At 51.7% G+C, this 20734-nt stretch carries 15 protein-coding genes; 1 reads left to right on the top strand and 14 read right to left on the bottom strand.

The features are described from left to right. The 11 genes from BJP58_RS21140 to BJP58_RS21090 all read right to left on the bottom strand — a co-directional run bounded on the left by BJP58_RS21140 (position 1) and on the right by BJP58_RS21090 (position 15948). On the bottom strand, positions 1-990 hold the full coding sequence (locus BJP58_RS21140; protein WP_194540424.1) for a 2-keto-3-deoxygluconate permease: 990 nt from the start codon (positions 988-990) through the stop codon (positions 1-3). Positions 991-1229: 239 nt separating this feature from the next. Then, a complete protein-coding gene (locus BJP58_RS21135) occupies positions 1230-2942 on the bottom strand; it encodes a sigma-54-dependent transcriptional regulator (RefSeq protein ID WP_194540423.1) in 1713 nt (570 codons plus the stop codon). A gap of 176 nt (positions 2943-3118) precedes the next feature. Then, positions 3119-4468 carry a glycoside hydrolase family 30 protein gene (locus tag BJP58_RS21130; protein ID WP_194540422.1) on the bottom strand — a complete coding sequence of 450 codons (1350 nt, stop codon included), beginning with the start codon at positions 4466-4468 and terminating at the stop codon, positions 3119-3121. A 112-nt stretch (positions 4469-4580) separates the two neighbouring features. Further along, entirely contained in the window at positions 4581-6224 is a 1644-nt protein-coding gene (locus BJP58_RS21125; protein WP_194540421.1) for a type 2 periplasmic-binding domain-containing protein, read from the bottom strand. Between the two features lie 83 nt (positions 6225-6307). Then, the gene (locus tag BJP58_RS21120; protein ID WP_194540420.1) at positions 6308-7192 is read right to left on the bottom strand and encodes a carbohydrate ABC transporter permease; all 885 of its coding nucleotides are present in this window, start codon (positions 7190-7192) and stop codon (positions 6308-6310) included. Positions 7193-7215: 23 nt separating this feature from the next. Further along, positions 7216-8205, bottom strand: a complete 990-nt coding sequence (locus tag BJP58_RS21115; RefSeq protein WP_194540419.1) for an ABC transporter permease — start codon at positions 8203-8205, stop codon at positions 7216-7218. 119 nt (positions 8206-8324) lie between these two features. Beyond that, the gene (locus BJP58_RS21110; protein ID WP_194540418.1) at positions 8325-9344 is read right to left on the bottom strand and encodes a LacI family DNA-binding transcriptional regulator; all 1020 of its coding nucleotides are present in this window, start codon (positions 9342-9344) and stop codon (positions 8325-8327) included. Positions 9345-9521: 177 nt separating this feature from the next. Continuing rightward, positions 9522-10361 (bottom strand): phosphotransferase, encoded by an 840-nt coding sequence (locus BJP58_RS21105; RefSeq protein WP_233354707.1) that lies wholly within the window; start codon positions 10359-10361, stop codon positions 9522-9524. Continuing rightward, a complete protein-coding gene (locus BJP58_RS21100) occupies positions 10327-12546 on the bottom strand; it encodes a DEAD/DEAH box helicase (RefSeq protein ID WP_194540417.1) in 2220 nt (739 codons plus the stop codon). Before BJP58_RS21100 ends, BJP58_RS21105 begins: the two co-directional genes overlap by 35 nt. Further along, a complete protein-coding gene (locus BJP58_RS21095; RefSeq protein WP_194540416.1) occupies positions 12543-13880 on the bottom strand; it encodes an ATP-binding protein in 1338 nt (445 codons plus the stop codon). The genes BJP58_RS21100 and BJP58_RS21095 overlap by 4 nt, the downstream gene beginning before the upstream one ends. Before the next feature lie 67 nt (positions 13881-13947). Continuing rightward, positions 13948-15948, bottom strand: coding sequence for a TerB N-terminal domain-containing protein (locus BJP58_RS21090; protein ID WP_194540415.1), 2001 nt, complete (start codon positions 15946-15948; stop codon positions 13948-13950). Between the two features lie 138 nt (positions 15949-16086). On the opposite strand from BJP58_RS21090, the gene BJP58_RS21085 reads away from it, so the two are divergent. Beyond that, the gene (locus tag BJP58_RS21085; protein WP_194540414.1) at positions 16087-16749 is read left to right on the top strand and encodes a M50 family metallopeptidase; all 663 of its coding nucleotides are present in this window, start codon (positions 16087-16089) and stop codon (positions 16747-16749) included. A gap of 313 nt (positions 16750-17062) precedes the next feature. Here BJP58_RS21085 and BJP58_RS21080 read toward each other — a convergent pair whose 3' ends face one another. The 3 genes from BJP58_RS21080 to BJP58_RS21070 all read right to left on the bottom strand — a co-directional run bounded on the left by BJP58_RS21080 (position 17063) and on the right by BJP58_RS21070 (position 20727). Continuing rightward, a complete protein-coding gene (locus tag BJP58_RS21080) occupies positions 17063-17347 on the bottom strand; it encodes an aspartyl protease family protein (RefSeq protein WP_194540413.1) in 285 nt (94 codons plus the stop codon). Then, complete coding sequence (locus BJP58_RS21075) at positions 17347-17589, bottom strand: hypothetical protein (RefSeq protein WP_194540412.1); 243 nt, start codon at positions 17587-17589, stop codon at positions 17347-17349. Before BJP58_RS21075 ends, BJP58_RS21080 begins: the two co-directional genes overlap by 1 nt. 348 nt (positions 17590-17937) lie before the next feature. Continuing rightward, entirely contained in the window at positions 17938-20727 is a 2790-nt protein-coding gene (locus tag BJP58_RS21070; RefSeq protein ID WP_194540411.1) for a glycoside hydrolase family 2 protein, read from the bottom strand. Positions 20728-20734 lie beyond the last annotated feature (7 nt).

The following is a 20734-nucleotide window of genomic DNA, read 5'->3' as shown; positions in this document are numbered from 1 at the left end:
CTATGATTCGGCATCTGCTGTATTTGTATCAAATGAGTGCCCTTTCTTCTCTAGACGCTTCACTAAAAACCCGACATATAAAGGAAGCAGGATGGCGGTCGTTACCACGGACGCCGCAACCTGCACCGTCGCGATATCGGTAAATGCTGCAAAGGAAGCATTCGCCGCCCCGATTGCAGCAGGCGTAGCCACGGCATTACCGGCTGTGGAGCCTTCCGCCGCCCCCACGATCGGATTCCATTTCAACGCTTTAAACACAAAGTATCCTGCAGTACCTGTAACGAAAACCGTAAGCAGTCCAAGAATGATACCCGACAAGCCGCCATCCACGATCGCTCCGAAATCAATGCCCATTCCGAGCGCAAATGCAAAGAACGGAATCAGCATGGAGCTGCCTTTGTCCAAAAACTTGCGCATCTCCTCATCCAAATTACCCAGCACCATCCCCACAATAATCGGAAGAAGAACCGAGATGAAGGATACGAAGGAGAACATGCCGTCCACGAATCCCATGGCGCCGAAGATTGATAAGGCCACCATCGTGAGGAAAGGTCCGTCATTCAGGGCAAGCAGCGAATACGCAGCACGGTCTTCCTTGCTGCCATATTGGCCTACCAAGGCTACAAACAATCCCCCATTACTGTTGGTCATCGCCGCAATGACAGCTATCGGCGCCAGACCCAGCCACAATCCGTTCTCTCCGGCAAACAGGTAAGCGATCAGTCCGAACGCTGCGCCGACCACCCACTTCGTTGCAAGCAGCGTTGCTCCTTTTCCAACGGAAACGCCAAAAGATTTGACGTTAATCTGTGCCCCCGTACAGAGGAGGAACAGCGCAATCAATGTACCTGAACCGTTTACAAATAAAGACTCCGTAAAATTCCCGATCCGGAGTAGATCCGGAGCAAAAGTATTGATGACTGCTGCAATAAGCAACGGTACTACCATCATACCTCCAGGAATCCGATCCAACGTCGCTTTAATCTTCATTATTGTAACACCCCTCTAATAATTGTTTCAATATTAAACAGTGATTTCATATTGAAATCGCTTGCAGGGTTTATTGTAAGTGCATACAATTAAATTTGCAACATATTAAAGATTAATTGTTGCAAATTTAAACAATTGATTGTTGCGTTGCCGCTAGTTTATTGAAATAAATCCCTCTTTATCCTAATATCTGCCGAAACGGAGGGATCTATTGATCGCAAAACAAAAAAAAGCTGAAACTATTGTTTCAGCTTTCTCCACAGGGTCGAACGGTTGATACCGAGCCGCTCCGCAACCTTCGTCTGATTAAATTGTTCTTCCTCCATAATCGCGTCGATGATCCTCTTCTCGATCTCATCCAGCGTACCATGAAGAAACTCGGGACTCATTGCAGTTGACGGATGACCTTCCTTCTTGGCAAGAAGCCGGGAAATGAGCGGCTTGCCGATCACGTAGCCCTTCTCCTCCGTCACTGCGTCCTGGAGCAGGATTTTCAGCTCCGACACGTTGCCCGGCCAATCGTACTGGGTCAGCAGCTGAATCGCTTCCTCCTTGATCTTAATCGGTGAAGTCCCAAGCGTGCCATGGTAGGAGGCAATATAATAAGTCACCAATGGTTTGATGTCGTCCATACGCTCGCGCAGAGCCGGCACGGCAATCCTTGCCGCCTCCTCATCCAGCAGGAGGGGATGATAATTCGAATCGTCCTTTTCCAGCGAGAGGATGACCGTGAATGCCCGGTTTTTCATCTCGTTCATCCACTGCTTCAAATCCGCCATTTCTTGCGGAGCGATCGCATCCAATCCATGGAGATATAGCGTGCGGATATCGCTGTCCCAAGCTTCCTTTTCGTGGTTTTCCGACAAGGCCACAGCCTGCTTTCCGGTAAGCCGGACATACAAGCCCCGGCCTTCGTTCTTTCGGTAATGAATATACCGGGAGAGCAGCTGCTTGCCTGTACCGGCTTCGCCGATGAGAATCAAGGCACGGCTGTCCAGATGACCCTCGATCCGCTGCAGGCAGCTGCGCATCGCCTCGCTTTGCGATATCAACATCGGCAATTGGGCCACGGCCTCGACATGATAGCCTGCGGCCTCCCCATTTTGCTTCATCTCGGAAAAAGTGTACAGGTAGTACCGCTGTCCCTGTATTACTTTCAGCGTCCTTCTCTGCTTAAGCTTCCGGGTTCCGTCATCCTGAATCAGGACAGAGGCTTCCGCCTCCCGGTTTAGCCGTAGATCGGCTTGCAAGGCTTCCACCGGGAGCGGACAGGAACCATAATCCGGCCACTGTTCATATACAACCTGTCCCTCAGCATCCAATACGGCAAGGTTCGCAGCCGTTTCCTTCAGCAGTGCTTGCAGAAAAGATATTTCCCACTGCGTCCGTTCATGTAACCGAAACGCGGATTTGGCCTTTTGAAACGCATCGAAGATGGCCTCGCGCCCGGATTGGATCAGAATCCCTTCCAAATGGTGCTTGGCAGCTGCTTCTATCGTCACCACATCGCCCATGATTAATTCGAAGCCCTTCGTCTTCAGATCCTCCAGCAGCCGATCCACCTCTTCGGCCTTCTCTACCGTGAACACGTCAACCTCGATATCCAGCACATCGGTAATGGCTTTGGCTCCAAGCGTAATATTGGAGAAGCCCACAATGGCTTTTTTGCCTGGAAAATGATTGGCTAAGGTGAGCACGCGCAGCATGTCATAGCCTGAAACATGGACATCGATAACGGGAATGCGTACCTCGGATTCGATCAGCTTAGCCGTACCGCCCCGGCTAATAATCACGTCATATCCCATGCGTTCGCCTTCCTTTGCCAGAGGAACCGCTTCTAGCAAATTGCCGACCTCGACTTGCACATCCAGCTCCGGCTCTTCCTTCCGGCATTCTTCTATTAAATGGCTCATTGCGGGATACGGAGCAATAAATAACGTTTTAATGGTCATGATTGTCACCTGTATTTTCTTTGGTAAACCTTATTCTTGTTATTATTCTACCGTTTCTATATGAAATAACCAACTCTATATATGAAAAGGCACCCCAGCCAATGCAACCATCAACCAAAAAGGCCGATGGCGCCGAACAGAGTGCCTTATCTTATCTAACCTATGAAAATGTTACCTCACCCTAACACCTCTATCAATACAGATACAGCGCTTTTCGGCGCAAGGCTGAGGTTAAGGTGTTCCGTTCCTCTCAAGCGCAGTGCAGTACTCTCCACATGCTCGCTGTCGTTAAACAACACAACGGCAATCGATCCATCCGTGTTCTTGAATGCTACCGAACGGATGCACTCATTGCTGGTAGAAGCAATGCGAACCGCTTTCGGACGGATCACCTTACTAAAATGCGCCAGCGCATAGTAGTCCAGCGTATAGGTAAGCTCCTTCGTCTGCTGATTTACCGTGACTATGCCGCGGCAGGTGCTTTTTCCAAAGCCCGGAACGGTAGGGCCGTTCTTCTCGTCCAGCGCCATATTCCACAGCACGTAGGATTTACTGTGATTGCGAAGTATCTCGATTCCGGTTCGCATCACATTGGAGAAGGCCTGCTCAAACGGCGGGATCCACTCCCCGCCCGATCCTTCCGTGAAATGAACCTCTTTCCCCGGGAATGCATCGAACACTTCGGATTGGGCCGACGGCTTGCCGCCGTACCAGTGCCAAGCGACGCCATCCACAGCGTCTCCCGCTTGCTCAAAAACGGTCAACGGGTAGTCCGGCTTGTCCCAGTTATGGTCATAACAAAAGATTTTCGTATCGATACCGTTCTTCACGAATTGCGGCTTCAGATGATTCTTGATGAAATCGCTTTGCGCCTCGGGCAGCATGATCATGCCTGGATAATGACCCGGCGAGTACAATGCCTCATTTTGCGGCGTGATTGCATAGATTGGCAGACCGTTAGCTTCATACCCTTGAATGTAACGCACAAAATAATTAGCATACACCGAATAGTATTCGGGTTTCAGCTCTCCACCGATCATTGACCCGCTCGTCTTCATCCAGCCGGGCGGACTCCACGGGGAGCCCATCAGCTGGACGTCCGGATTCAAACGGAGCGCTTCCTGCAGGAGAGGAATAACGTCTTCCTCGTCATGCGCAATGGAGAAATGCTCCAGCTCTACATCCGTCTGACCCTCAGGCATATCATTATAGCTGTAGAAGTCACGCGCGTAATCGGATGCCCCCATCGGCTGGCGGAGTACAGATAATCCGATCCCTTCGCTGGGATCAAAGAGCTGCTTCATGAGCTCTGAACGCTGCGTCGCATCCAGCACCTGATGGATCAGATAAGCAGCGGAGTCCGTGAAGGACGCGCCGAAGCCGTCCATCTCCTGAAACGTCTGCTCCTCATCGATGACAACCGTATGCTGCTGTGCACCCGTAGTTACGGGTGTCAGCTGCGCCTTGTCTTTCTTCACGAATAATTCTTCTTCCCCGTTCGACTGGTAGATGGTGATGTTCAGCATGTTGTTTCCCTCCAGCTTTCTTGTGTCTTCCTATCCATGGCCTACTGAAGATAACTTTGGAAAGAGCCCCTCTCCTGTCAAGAAGGGGACCCTCCCTACCATTACCCTAGAGTTATTTCAGCCCCAGCTTCTCTTTGTTCGCCTTCATCTTTTCGTTGCGAACTTCGACGATTTTATCCCAGTTGTTATCGTCCAGGAACTTTTTATATTCGTTCAAGAGACTATCGAAGGCTGCGTCGTCCTTGGAACGAATCATGCTGACGAGCGTGGAGTTCCATTTCGTATTGATGGCCGTCAGGGAGCGTGCTTCCGGTGTTCCCTGATCCGGGTTGATGTTCTCCAAAATAAAGTGCGGCGTCAGCTTGCCTTTGCCCCATTCCTGCATTTGCTTGATCGCATCCGGGAACGCATCCCCGCTCAGCGCTTTATGGCGGTCATGCCCGAAGAACATAAATTCGCCCATGCGGTAATCCTTTTTGAAGGTATCCGGATTGTTCATCTGAAGATCCTTTACGGCAGGGAGGAACTCCACCGTTCCATCTGCATTCACCTGGTAGGTCTCGCCTTCGATGCCGTAATTCATCAGCATTTGTCCTTCTTCGCTTAACAGGTAGGTGAAGAGCTGAATCGACTTGGCAGGATCTGCATTATTTTTCGTAATGAAGCTGATCATCCAGCCGGTGATACCGGATTGATTCAACGTCGGCTGGCGTCCTGCCGTGCTTTGCGGTCCGTCAATTGCGATGTATTCTTTGCCTTTGTTGTTGCTGTAGAAGCTCTGCAGGTTTCCGCCCTGCTGCGGCGTGCCGTCCAGCATGATCGTTGCGTATTTGCCCGCTTTCACCTTCTCTTCAAAAGCCGTTCCGTCATCGGCAAAGCTGTCATCGCTGATCGCGCCGTCCCGATATACGGTATTGAACGCCTTCACCCAAGTCAGATAATCTTCATCCAGATTACGGTTATAGAAACCGCCATTCTCCTCCAGCGGTACGCCGATGAAATCCTGCAGCACGTCGCCAAGCGAGCCCGTTCCTTCGCCGATGGAGTTGAATCCAAGTGGAATCAGAGCAGGGAATTGCTTCTTGATATCAGCAAGAACGGTCCGGAATTCTTCCGGCGTTCCCATAGCAGGCTTACCTAACGCTTCGTAAACATCCTTGCGGATGATAAATGCCGTTTTGGCCGGAATGTTACCGCTGTCATAATCCTCCTGGGTATTGGAGTAGTTCGGATATCCGTACGTCTTGCCATCCTTCAATTGGAACCAGTTGAGGGTATCCTGCGCCGCTACTTTATTGAAGTAAGGGTCGTATTTCTCGGCCAGATCGTTCAGCGGCAGCGCCCATGTCGCCGCCTTCTGCACAACCGGAGAATTGGAGTCAAACGTCGTAATCAGATCCGGCATGTCCCCGCCGGCAAAAAACGTATTCAGCTTGGTGTCGTCACCCGTGATAAATTTGATGTTGATGTTCAGGTCTTCCTTAATCTTTTTAGTTACAACGTCCTTGCCAAAATCCGTATTCCACCAATCCGCATTCACGTACCACGTAAGCTCCGTTGTCTCTTCTTTTTTATCCAGCTGCCAAGCCGGCGTCTCGGCATTCGGTGTATAACGATCCTCGATCGAAACCCAATTTTCCTTCTTGGAGCCGGAATTCCCGCCAGACCCGCCGCAGCCGCTCACAACCAGCACAACCGCCATCAATGCCGTAATCAGCGTAAGTCCTTTCTTGCCAAATGCTTTGTTCATCAACATCCTGTAACCCTCCCTTTTAATAAAAGCGCTTACTTACCAGACCCTGACTTGCTTCTGTTCCACCCCTTTAAAGAGCAGTTTCTCTACTCTTTAACAGCTCCGAGCATCATGCCGGAGATAAAATATTTCTGTAATATTGGATACATCACAACAATCGGCAGCGTCGTCACGACAATTGTTGCTAGTTGGACCCCTTTGGTCGTTGTCTGAATCGCGACCGAACCGATATTTTGCATCGATTGGGTCTGGGACTGCACAATAATCTCATACAGCATCATCTGTAACGGATACAGCGACTGATCAGTGATATACAATTTGGTGGTCATAAAATCATTCCACTGCCCCACCCCGTTAAACAGGGCTATCGTCGCCATAGCCGGCATCGAAAGCGGAATGAAGATGCTCAGGAAAATCCTCCAGTCCCCCCCGCCGTCGATCTTCGCCGACTCTTCCAGCGAATCCGGCACGTTGCGGAAGAAATTCATCAGAATGATGACGTCGTAAAAGCTTAACAGGGCTGGGATAATATAAACCCAGAAGCTGTTTAACAGCCCCAAGTCTTTGATCAACAAGTACGTCGGAATCATGCCGCCCGAGAAAAACATGGTGACGACGCCCATCGCCACGTAGAACTTGCGACCGCGTACGTATTTTTTGCTCAAGCCGTAACCCACCATGGCACAGAAGAACACGTGCGTGATAACCCCGATCACGGTTTTGGCCACCGAGATGAAGAAGGCGTTCCATATATTCGCATCCCTGAACACGGCCTGATAATTCTCAAGCGAGAATTCGGTAGGCCAGAAGATGAACCCGCCCTCGGCAAGGGATCTGCCCGAGCTGAAGGATGAGACGACGACGTTCCATAACGGAACGACGATGATGATCGTAAACGTAACCAGTAAAATGATGTTGATCGTATCAAAGATCCGGCTGTCGAGATCCCCTTTTGCTGCTTTGAAATTCACCGTTATACCCCCTTCTGCATGACCTATAGAACGGATTGATTATCGTTTAATTTACTGGTCACCTTATTCGCCGTAACGAGCAGAATGACGGAGATGATGGATACACCCAAACCAACGGCTGTGGCATAGGAGAAATCTCCCTGCGTCATACCCATCCGGTACACGTACGAGTTAATGACTTCAGCCTTTTCCCGGTTCTGCGAATTCATGAGCACCAAAGTTTGATCCAGATTCGATCCCAATAAACCGCTTACAGTCAGGATCAGATTCAAGCTGATAATCATCTTCATGTTCGGTAAGGTAATGTTCCAGATCTGTCTTAGTCGGCTGGCCCCGTCGATTCTTGCAGCCTCGTAGTAGGTAGGATCGATCTTGGCCATAATCGCCAGATACAGAATCGTTCCCCAGCCGGCCTCTTTCCAAATATCCGACAGCGTTGCGATCCACCAATACTTGCTTGGATCAAGCAAAATGTTTTGCGGCTGCGAGATCAGCCCCAAAGCAAGCAATATCTCGTTGAACAGGCCGGATGTCGAGAACCAAGTAATGAGCATGCCACCCAATACGATCCAGGACAAGAAGTGGGGCAGGTAGGAGACGGTTTGGACGATTTTTTTGAAGCGCCCCATGCCCACCTCGTAAATCATGATGGCCAGAATGATCGGAATGACAAAGCCGATCGCCAATTTCAAGAAGCTGATGCCCAGCGTGTTGACGACGGAATCCCAAAAATACTTGTCCGACAAAATAATTTTGAAGTTATCCAAGCCCACCCACGGCGCGGAATCCAGCGTATCGATAACGGTGTAATTTTTAAACGCAATCGTCAAACCGTAAATCGGTATGTAGCAGAAGATGAACATGAAGATGACGCCGGGAATGATCATCGATTGAAGCTCCCATTGCCGCTTGTAATCCATAAAGAATTCCTTGATCCTCTGCCCCATCGGCTTTTTCCCGGTAGGTCGAACCGCTCCCGTGCCGGTTGACTGAACTGCAGTTGTTTTGCTCACCTGCTTAGCCTCCTTTGATACAAAACCGCCATAAAAACGTTTTTATTTTCGGCAAAAAAACACCCTGATTTTATTGAATCATTTTAAAAAAAGCGACTTGGTAAGTCTCGTCTCTTCGCTTAACCCGATTCATTCCGATTCATCTTCACATGACTGGAGCCGCGAACGACCAGCTCTCCCGGAAGCTTCTGAATCTTGCCCTTCTCTTTCTTCTGAATCATGCGCACCAGATGGTCCACGACCAGAATCCCCTGTCTGGCAATCTGATTGCGTACGGTCGATAAAGGCGGCGTAAAATACTGCGCGATATCGATATCATCGAATCCTACGACGCTGACGTCCTGCGGAACCTCGTATCCATGGGACTTCAACGCCCGAATGCAGCCGATGGCACTCACGTCATTACCGGCAAGAAACGCGTCCGGCACTTTGCCAGGGTGTAAGTGAAGAAACGATTTGACGGCGTTATAGGAACCCTCTTCCTCAAAATAGCCTTGCAGGATGTAGTCTCCGTCGATCGGGAACTGGCACTCCCGAAGCGCGGCCAGATATCCTTCTTTCCGCTGCACGCTGTCAAACATCGTATCCACGCCGGAGATGTAGGCAATCTTCTTATGTCCCAGGCTGATCAGGTACTTGGTTGCTTCATAACCGGCCACGTAAGAGTCGAATATGATGCTGCCCATCGTCTCACTCTGAACCTCGCGATCCAGAAAAACGGCCTTAATCTTGTCCTTCTCCATAGCGGCGATGTCTCTATCGTCGATCTTCAGCTCTTCAAAGATAATGACGCCATCCACCCGGCCGCCCATAATATTGCTCATGATTATCTGCTTATCCTTCGTCACGAATACGTTCAATCCATAACCCAGACGGTCACATTCACGTGACATCGACTCCACCAATGTGTAGAAGTAAGGCCCTGACACGCTTGTCGTAAAGAAGCCCAGCATCTTGGTCTTCCCCGACTTCAACAGCTTTCCGTTCAGGTTAGGCACATAATTGAGTCGCTCCGCCACCTTCAGCACATGGGATTTGGTCTCCGGGTTCAATACATCTACATCGTTCAATGCATTCGAAACCGTAGAAATGGAGACGCCGGCTTCTCTTGCCACATCCTTGATTGTTACTTTACCCATATAACCATTCCATTCTTCCTTTGCGATAAAAACGTTTTTATGTACATAAGTTACCACATACGCGAGGTGAACACAATGTTTTTTTGGAAGGGGTTACAAATATTTTTTTCGATTATGCTCAGCGACCCCTGGGGGATAGATATGAAAAAAAGCAGACACTCTTCAAATCGGTACCCTTCATCGGTACCACTCTTCAAAGTGTGCCTGCAGAAATTGAATCTCTCGTTCGTAATGGGCCACATGCCCGTCATCGATCATGTTCTGATAAGCCTTGTTGCCTTGTGCCGCACCGGTTGTAAGTGTATCGCATAATGCCTTGATGCGTCTAATAGTCCATTCTTTCAAGTTGGGAGGCGGTGATATGCCATAGGACTTAAAGAACAGCGATACTCTCTGCGTGCGATCCGCAGCATGTAATTCCGATTGATAAGGTATCGATGTCCCCGTAGTGTAATCTATTGCAAAGCTTGCCAGCGGGACTGAGGTGTACAGCATATAAACGACGTCCCAGATTCTTGGACCTGGCGCAGCCAGATCAAAATCAATCAGTGCAACCGGCACCTCGTCTTGAAACACGATATTGTATGGCGCGGCATCATTGTGACAGACCACTTCTTCGTCCCATTCCCCCGAAGCCTGAGAGTTATGTGCAACCTCCGGTTGGATTGAAGCTGCGGCAAAGTCCTGTACGGCGTCATGATAACGCCGTAACAACACAGCACTCTGGATAAGGGCATGATCCGACCATATATAGGGTTTAAAATCAGGATATTGGTTTCCCGGCACTTCGCCAGGAATGTAGGACAAGATCTCGCGACCGCTATGATCAATGCCTATGAACTTGGGGGCGCCTTCAAACCCCTGCTTATCCAAGTGTCGAAGCAAGTCATGCACGAAAGAACTCCATTCAGTAGTACGATGAACGTTATTACCGATACGTACGACTTCGTTCACATTGCCATAAGGAAGTATTTCTTCCTTGTCACACATCCATAGCTCCCCTTCCCGCTGCTCCATGTGCCATCCCCAGCACATCAGCCAATCCCTCCAGATCCAGTCCGTCGGCGGCAAAAGCGGTGCGAACGAGCTTCGGCGGGACGAACTCGTCATATTTGCCGAGATACGGCGCTTCGTCCGGATCCAGGAGTGCGCTTGCGTCCTCGCAATCCATCAGTTCCTGCTTGATTTCCTCCATCAGCGTCTTATTATCGACCTTACCCGCGACCACCATATAATATGGCTCCATCGGCACGATAGAGCGAAGCGCCAGCCGTTCCGACAGATTATGCTTCAGCAGTCGTTCCAGCGTGCGGAACTGCTTGCTGCCCGCCCAAGGCAGGATGAACAGGGAGTCGCCGCCCGCCGGTAGGACCACCTGCTTCAGCAGTCCGCTTTCCCGGGCGAGACGACGAGCCCGTTCCAGACGATTCACCGCGCCCGGCGCCAGATACGGATAAATGGCGCTGTCCGCCAGCACCTCCCGCATCTTCTGCACCACGCGAGTATGCACATCGCCGCCTGCGCCAAGCCATAAGGTATCGACCTTGCCTTTGGCCGACTTTACATACAGGGCCTTATGCTTCGTATCGACTTCCTCCACCTTCCACAGCTTGCCCGCGAGCGAGAAGCAGTAGCCCGGCGGCGGCACGGTCGTAATCGATCCGATTTCTTCGGACCCGTTATATACGACATGCTCTTCATCGTCCTTAAACACCGCGTAGAAGCGGTAGTTGTTCACGATTTTCTCCCCGCCAAGGCCGATGATCAAGCTTCCTTCCTCCGTACGCTGGATATGGTCCGTCTGCAGCAAATACTGCAAGAACTCCTTGTATTCCTCCGGCTCAATGCCGCGGAAAGCCGGGAGAGACAGCACTGCTCTCGCCAGATCCGGCGGCTCGGCTTCACCCATGCTCTTAAGCGTGCTCATCGTTTGATGATAGAGCACGCCCACCGGCTTCTTCCGCAGGGCCAGCGGTTCGACCCACTTCTCGCGAATATACAGCTCGATGACTGCAATGGCCCGGAGCAGCATCCATGGCATGCGCGCAGGCAGCATGGCCTCCTCATCCTCGTCCTCCGGACAGAGGAACATCATCTCGGAGGCCTGATCCCCGCGCCGGCCGGAGCGGCCGAGCCGCTGAACGAAGCTGGAGCAGCTGTACGGCGCGCCCAGCTGAATCACCCGCTCCAGCTCGCCGAGATCGATGCCGAGCTCCAGCGTCAGGGTGGCCGCTGCAACCGCCGGCCCCGGACCTTCACGGAGCGCAGCCTCGGCTTCCTCGCGCAGCATCGCCGAGATGCTTCCATGGTGCACATGGAAGACGTCCCGCTGCTCGCGCTTGGCCGCAATCCGGCGCAGCTCGAGCGTGGTCAGCTCGGCATCCGAGCGGCTGTTGGTGAAGACCAGCGCTTTTTTCAGATGCGTGTTGTCGTATACGAAATCGTAATAGGCTTTACGGGCAAGCTCCAGCTGCTCCGCCTGCTTCTCATCCCGCGCATCGGGGAAGGAGAAATGCTCGACCGACAGCCGCAGCTTCCGCCCCCCTTGCGGCGAGACAACCTCGACCGCGTTCTTCGTGCCTGCGCCCAGCCAGCCGGCAGCGGTCTCGTAATCGCTAAGCGTAGCCGACAGCCCGATGCGGCGAGGGGAACAGGAAGCCATCCGCTCGATCCGGGTCAGCTGGCTCAGCACCTGAATGCCCCGATCCGCTCCCATAAAGGCATGCACCTCGTCAATGATGACATACCGCAAATCCTGGAACAGCGCCGGGATGGCGTTCGGCCGGTTCATGAGCAGCCCTTCAAGCGATTCCGGCGTAATCTGCAGCACGCCCGACGGCTTCTGCATCAGCTTCGTTTTCTCGGCTTGGGACACATCGCCATGCCAATGCCATACCGGCACCTGGCCCTCCTTCAACAGATCGGAGATGCGCTCAAACTGATCGTTGATCAGCGCCTTAAGCGGGCCGATATACAGGATCCCTACTGAGCTGGAAGGCACGTTGTACAGCTCCGTCAGCGCCGGGAAGAACGCGGCTTCGGTCTTGCCCGATGCCGTGCCGGAAGCGATCAGCAGATGATTGGACGTGTCGAACAGGACCCGGCAGGCTTCCACCTGCGCTTCGCGAAGCGTATCCCATCTTTTTTTATAGATAAACTCCTGAATGAACGGGGCCAGCCTGGAAAAAGGGTTCGCACTCATAATTCAAACTCCGCCAGCAGATCGTCCAGATCGTCCGAATCGGCATCATTCGGCCCTTTGCCTTGCGGCTGCGCTGCGGCACGCTCGCCTAGCAGCTCTTCAAACGTGGCATCGGGATGCTGATGCAGCGTATGCAGCAGATCCATGAAATCCCGCACCACCTCGCGGGTGGTGAGCAGCTCCTCTGCTCCCAACCTATTCACGGCCGTCTGCATGAATGCGATGAGCTGATCATCCGTTAACTGCGCTTCATATTTGAAGTGCAGGGCGTGGATATCCCGCAGCTTTTGCAGGAGGATCAGAATCTCCTCATACGACAGCATGTCCAGCTTCAGGATGGGCGAAGTGTACGTTCTCAGCGAGCTGCTGCCGTAGCGTCCGTCGATCAGGCGGGAACGCAGCGCGTCATAACTGAAGAGCCCCCGGCGCTCATCCTCGACAAACTGCGGTGTTCCGCCCATGTAGATGCCCAGATGCTCCGCTTTGCCCTGCATCGTGTCGTTGAACATGGTCAGCAGCTTCTCGTAGTTGCTCTGGCGGGATACGCTGTTGGTAATTTTGTAGAGATTAACCCCTTCGTCAATGAACAGCAGCAATCCCTTATACCCAATGGCCGCCGTAAACTCGGACCACAGCTTCATATAATCGTACCAATTGTCATCATCGATAATGACCCCGACGCCAAGGTCCTTACGCGCCTCCGTCTTCGTCGGAACTTCCCCGCGGAGCCAGCGCAGCGCCGCTCCCTTGCGGTCATCGTCGCCAAGCTTATAGCCGTTCCAGTAGGCAGCCAACACCTTCGCAAAATCAAACCCGTGCACCAGATTCTGCATGCCGTTTGTCACCGCATAGATCTGCAGCTCCACCCGATCATTCAGGGCAGGATCATCTGGCCGCATGCCCGTCTCCTGCATAATGTCCTGCTGGATCGCGGCAATCCATTTCTGCAAAATGGCCTCCAACGCGCCCCCGTCCGGACGCGTCCTTGTGGACAGATGGGTCATCAGCTCACGGTAAGTGGCAAGACCTTGCCCTTTCGTGCCCACCAGCCGCCGCTCCGGCGACAGATCCGCATCCGCCACCACGAAATCGCGGTCCATCGCGTAGTTGCGGATGATCTGCAGCAGGAAGCTTTTGCCGCTTCCGTAGCGGCCCGTAATCAGGCGGAAGGCGGCGCCGCCCTCGGCGATATTTTCCATATCGCGCAGGATGGACTCCACCTCCGGCTTCCGGCCGACGGCGATGAACTCAAGCCCCACCCGCGGCACGACCCCTGCCGTTAAAGAGTTTACGAGGGCCGTTGTGAGCCGTTTCGGTATTTTTAGTTCCGTCATAGTTCCACCTCTTTCAAGCATCTTACAAACATCTCTCAAAACATAAAATCTATTTCCACACGTCCGGTTATACGGACTTTAATGTTTCCAGCATATCTATATAATCATCCGCAATGACCTCTCCATCGATCAAAAGATCACCGATGGTGTCCATCGCGGCCTCATTGATCTCATCAAGCAATAACGCCGGCATGGAACCGACCTTCTCCGCAATTTGCTGCAGCTCCGAGCGGTTCGGTCCCGCCTTGAGGGCGTGGAGAACTTCCAGGTGGGTGGGATTGAGACGCTCTGCAAGCTCCTGCCATTCCTCATCCTCTACCTCCCATTGCCACAACTGCTCTCCTACTGTAGGCATCCCTATAAGGGCCTCTACATCTACGACGTGCGGGTCTATAACGTGGATGCCCCCAGCTTCAGATGAATGCTCTGATGAAGGCAGCGGCTTGAGCTCTAGAGAGCCTGTGGATTGCATTGAGCGATCACCAGCACTCCCTGACGACCCCATAGACTTTCCGTTCGCTGCTTCTGATTTCGATTCTTCCGTGTTCACGGAGTGAACGATGCCATCTGCTTCATCAAGCTGATCACGTACCTCTATGGCTTCAACCTCATAAGGATCCGCATCAAAATCCATCACCGCCTGGAACACGTCCGGTTTCTTCGCCGCCGATTTTCGGGAAGATCGGCCCTTGGAAGGTGCAGCCATGTTACTGCTTGCTCCCGTATCTTCGGAGTGATCTGAAGAAGCACCAACGGACGAAGCTGGTTCCGATGCCGGCTGACTGTTGCTCGCTTCAGCCTGCTGCCCCGCTTCCTCCGTAAGCAGCATGTCGCGGACCTGGTCCGACTCCTGCTGTAATCGGCGCAGCTTCCCGGTGTCGATCTGAACCTCAGGTATCGCCTGTCTGCGCTGGGCCTCTATCTGCTCCTGAATCTCTTTTTTCAGATAACGGGTAATAATCTCTACTATTTCAGGATCCACTACATCCGGGCCGCGCAGCCGTCCCTTGAAACCTCTCAGCTCCCGCAGCTTATTCTCGGTCAAGCGTACCAGCGCCGTTATATAGGAACGCAAAGGTGCATACTCGCTTAAAGACACCACCGTCAGCACGACGTTTCGCCCGTATAACCCATGATCGTACACCGCGCTGCGGAATAAATGCCGTTTCACCTGCCGGGGCCGGGGCTGAAAGTGGTCGATGAATCGGTGCCCCCTTATTTTGGCCCAATAGCTGTCCACGAGCGCAATGACTTTGGGGGCATACTGTTCCAAGTCCTTGCGGCCACTCTCCTGATAAAAACGGCTCTTCTCCACGTCATAATCCAGTAAATCGAGCAGCAGCTCCCACGTCAGCTCCACGGGCTGGAGGGAGAACCGACGCTTCCATTCCTTCTCCTTCAGCTCACTGGATAGAACGCGCGGAAAGCGCTGGTACGTTTCGCGGATCGGCATATCCAGGCCATGCACGATCATAAAATCATATAACCACTCCCGCAGGTACGTATCCAGCTTGGAATAACGCTTGCGGTAGGCCATCCATGCCTGCTCCATCAATTCATAGCCTTGCAGAGGATCGCTCCAACCCACGCCGTGGATCAGCTCGTAAAAATAGACAAACAAATAGGATAAGTCCGTATCCGGGTACCGCCCGGACCTGACTTCCTCCCGCCAGTAAAAATACCATTTGAACTGGTCGCTGGCCATCTGGTCGTAGGTTGGCCAATAGCTTTTGAAGGCTACAAAAGGGGTCGCCCCCTCTACATGCCATGCGAGTTCCCTCGCCCTTTGAACGAATTGCTGCTCCTTGGTCACGTAGCGGAAGTCCTCATCCCAATTCATATCCAGCGGCTGCTGCGGCTTCACAATCAAGGATTTCTTCGTTGGTGCCACAGGATTCATGGGTTCCTGCTCCTGATTCAGCATAACTGACTGCTTGTCCGGCAGCGAAACGTCCTGCTCATCACCCGCCAGCTCGAATTCGGCAAAACGAATCCCTTGGTCACTCACGTGCGTAGTTTGTCTTATATCTTTTATGTGATTGTCGTTGTTAGGCTTATCGTTTGTCATCGAACATGAACCTCCGTCACAACTTCAATTATACCATTTAACCTATAGGGACTACCCGGTTTTCACATGTTTATCATCTGTATTATAATGGACGGAATGACAGTCTAGCGAATGACTTTATGCTGAAAGGACCTTCGAATGAATAAATGGCTGAAAGCATTGTTATTTCTAGTGGGCGCGGCTATTCTGACAAGGCTGATCCCCTTCTCTTCCTGGTTCCGTATCCTGGATACGATGATCCATGAGCTGGGGCATGCCGTCATGACCCTACTCATGTCGGGGCGGGTGCTCAGCATCGAGCTGAATCCCGATCACAGCGGCGTGACCTATTCCATGCTGGCTTCCGGCGGCTGGAGTCCGATTGTGGTCTCGCTAGCAGGTTATATGTCGGCGTCCCTGTTCGCCATTCTGATGTTCTACGGCTATGCCAAGAAAAAGCAGGCCACCGGACTGATCACCATTACCGTGCTTGCTCTCATTATGATCATTTTCTTCGTTCGCGCCGGCTATGGATTATGGTGGCTCATTATTTTTATGATCGTGAATTTGATCTTCTATTTCCTCGGCGAGAAGATCCGCAATTTCTACTACCTGCTGCTTGCCTTTCTCGTGCTGGAAGAGTCCGTGGTCGGTCCGCTAACCCTCCTGACCATGGCGCTGACCCAGCCCAAACAAGCAGGCGACGCCTCCAACCTGGCCAACATGACCGTGCTCCCGGCCTTCGTCTGGGCGCTGCTGTTCCTGCTGTTCTCCCTATGGTGCGCGAGGATGGCGCTCCAGCTGTTCTGGAAGAAGCGGTGAAACAGGTTAATTGCAAGACAGGAAAAAGAAGCCAGCGTTATCCAACCATTGGGATGATGCTGGCTTTTTTATAAGGACCCGATTCTCATAAAGGATTCTAATTTTAAACGGTGTTGATAAAAATGAGGATAGCAAAAATATTCAGTTACTAGATTAGCTAGTTTAATTAACGAAGATGATAGTTGGAGCAGTGATGATGTTACATGAGGGATATACATACTACACTAGACGCAATAAGAACTATGCTGTGTTATGTTTCGGTTTCGTGAATACATTGTTTAGTGAAGTCCATTCTTATTTGAAAAAACTCACTTCATTGCAGACGTAGTAATTCAAGGTTGTCTAAATCAATATTGAATCCTACCTGGATCGCCTCTATCATCTTGGTAAATGCATGTTCTTTTCCGCCGATTCCATAACTAGTTATAATATCATCTTCTAGGGTGACTCGAATACCAATATCATCTACTTCATCCTGTGAAATCAAAGTATGACTTGCTCCTGTGTCAATAACTATATTATTTATTGTTTTCTTTTGCCCATTAAAAAGAATAGTTACTTCCGTAAATAATAACCCATCTCTATATTCAATTTTCATTAAAGATATCTCCTCAGGCCAACATTCTTTCGAACTTTCACAATAACCTGGTCCTTAGAAGTGTGGTAAACTAAGGTCTTATCTTTACTATTTAATAATTCTTGTGTCGCTTCTTCATCTCTTACTGGCCCAATTACAGCCACATCATCAATATTTTCTTGATTATCTTTCTCTTCAGAATGAAGAATTTCGAACTTTACAAATTGATTGGGGAAGATTTGTTGTACTTCTTGCCACTTCACGTTTGATCCCTCCAAACGTTTTTATTATATTGTATCATTTATTGAGTTTATAAGCTTTAGATAGAATTTCACTTAACATATTATTCACTCTGCGTATCGATTTGGGCCGATCCTTGGTTTATGAATGACTCTTCTAGATTAAGTTCATTTACAAACCAATCGATTATAAGTATCCAATGGAAGTATTTGTTTCATCGCGGCCGGTCTTGAACCCTAAGGTGATTCGTCTAAAGCCGCCTGTGAGGATTCGTGAATACAAGAACGCTCTATAAAAATCACCATAAAAAATGGGCTGCCCGGCACGTAGTTATTCACTACTAACGGGCAGCCCATTTCATTTATTTATCCTCACCGACACCGCACCAGCAAATCGATCGGATAACGCCCTGCATTCCGACCATACAGACTGATGCCGCCCTTCTCGGCCCGCAGCTCCAGTCGGAAGCTGCGCTTGCGGTCAAGCTCAGCCGCGAGTCTGCCCGGTACCTGCGCCTGGCACAGGTATCCGTACGAACCGGCCTCTTCCAGAAGATTATGGACCGGCTGATAGTGCCACGACAGAACGCCCCGGCTATCGGCAGGATCATCCGCGAGCACAGCCTCACCGATTTGGACATCGTCCACCCATACGGAAATACGGGATTCATGCAGCTCTTCATCCGTCATATAGTAAGTGCTCGGGTTATACTCCACATCCGCCGAAGCGCCGTGCATAAAGTCGATGCCATGCGTGCGATGCCGCGCCCCCTCGATATTTCTGGCCAATAAGCGTTTCGCTCCAGCCTCGAAGAATATCTCGATATCGCGGATCAGCGGCTGTTCGTCGTGATCCGGCAGCTGCACCTCATAGACGAATCGGCCTTCTCCGCCGCCATTCACTTTGGAGCCTTGAAGCGCCTCCCACATGTAGGCGAAGCTTTGCTCACGGAATGTGTTAACCGGGATGCTTACGGTGCTCCCTTCCGCTCCATCGTTCCCCTGACCTTTTCCGCCACGAACATCAAACGTCGTAAAGTTGCGCGTTACCACACCTCTTCCTTCATTTAAGAGACGAACTCCAAGGATCGCAACCGCATCGGTCTTCGGCATGCGAAGCTTGAGTTCCGTTAGTGGCGCAACACCGTAGCCGCCCCAGACCACATCCAGGGTGCCTTGATCAGCGACAACCTTCGTTCCGAGCTGATCATAGGATAATTCCCAGGCAAGGGTAAGCTTCTGTCCATGGTATTGATCCGAATAACTGGAGCGCAGCAGCGGTATGACAGCCTCAGCCCCTTGGTCCAGCGTCTGGCAAGGCGGTGCGTCAATAACGATGAAATCCGGCGTGTGCAGATCGGCGATCGTCATGCCCGGCACAAAATCCTCGTACCCGAATTTTTTGTCCGTCCCATCCAGGCGGTAATAGCCGTTAAATTCGTTTGTCACGTCACGGAACTCCGTAAATACGAAGCCGCACAGCTTATCATGGCGCCGGAACTCGTTCAGCATGTAACGGTAATGCCACGCGAGATCGCTGTCCCCGGCTCCTCCGTCAATTCCCCACACGTTTCCGCATTCACTGTTCATGAGCGGAGCGTCGCCTTGCTGATTGCCGCCGATATAGTTATGTTCGGACCCTGGATAGGTCTTCTGGACAATCTCCTCGATATGATTCCGCAGCGGTTCATAACCGTTGATGTAAAAATGCCAAGTATTGATATCCGTCTCCACATGATCGTAGGCGCATGGAGAATTGTCTTCCACAATCCGAGTCGGGTCCAGCTCCTTGGCCCATCTGTATTTCTCCCTTACCCACTCCTGGGTCTCCGGAAGATAATACCGATGCTGTCCTTCGCCGCCCGTCAGGCCGGCAGACTCGCTATCCGTACGGAGTCCCCAAGTCTCGTTAAACATGACCCATGAAAAGATTGACGGATGATTCCGGTCCCGCTCCATCACTTCCAGCGCCTCGCGCTCATAGGCGGAACGCGCCGCTTCATCCGGATTGCCCCAGAAGCACGGCATATCCTCCATCACCAGAATTCCGAGTTTATCCGCCCAATACAGCTTGCGGGGCTCCTCCGGCTTGATATGAATCCGCACGAAGTTCAGTCCCAGCCGTTTCATCAGATAGATCTCGTCCCGCATCTCCGTATCCGTCGGATAAGTAAAGAATCCCGTCTGATGGTAGGATTGGTCCAGCGTCCCGTTTAAATAAACCGGCTTCCCGTTCAACGTGATCCAGCGGTAATCCCGTCCGTCAAACTTCGCCGTTCCGATCTCCCGTATGCCAAAATAAGTATGGACGACATCTTCGCCGGATGAACCGGCCAGTCGCAGCTCCCCTTCGTATAAATGAGGGGTTTCAGGACTCCACAACCGCGGGTCGTGGACTTGGAACACCGTTGTCCGTTCATTCGCGCCTTCTTGCAGTTCCCACTCCACCTGATGCGTAACCGAGCCCTCCGCAAACGAGAGTTGAAGTGTCACTGTCCCTGCTTCTTGAGCCTGGATCTTGGATTTCAATTCGATCCGACCGTCAATGGAGGTCGTAAAGATGGCTTGCTCCAAGTAGGTTTGCGGCCGGGCCTCCAGCCAAACCGGCTGCCAAATGCCCCGGATCTCGCCGTACCCCTGCTTCCCTCGGGCCTGATAATTGTGGTCGAAGTCCTCTGCACGCACAACGATCGTATTGTCTTTTACCAAATCCCACACCGCTGTCACGTCAAACTCGAAGGTTCCGTAGCCGCCTTGATGCGAGCCGACATGCTTGCCGTTGACCCATACATCACACAGATAATCGACGGCACCAAACCGCAGAAAGATCCGGGACTGGCTCCCGGTTGGCTCCCACTTCACGGATCGACGATACCAGCCTACCCCCTTCTCGTTACGCTCAATGCCGGACAGGGGACTAACCCAAGAGAAGGGCACCGTAATCTCTGAAGTAAAAAGGCTGGCGTCTCCACCCTCCAGGGCAGCAGCGTCTCCATCGGCGCCCGTACCCGCTTGTTGTTGTACATCATCTGATCCTTGCATGTCGAGCCGGAACGACCACTGGCCGTTCAAATTCAACCAGTCTTTTCGCTCAAAATCCGGTCTAGGATACTCCGCGCGCGGAATTTTCGTGTGAATGGAGGGTGCTACAGGAGTCTTCATGAAGCGT

It is taken from the genome of Paenibacillus sp. JZ16 (assembly GCF_015326965.1).
Taxonomy (GTDB): domain Bacteria; phylum Bacillota; class Bacilli; order Paenibacillales; family Paenibacillaceae; genus Paenibacillus_AQ.
The sequence above is the reverse complement of the archived record's forward strand: the minus strand, read 5'-3'. Positions and strand labels throughout refer to the sequence as shown.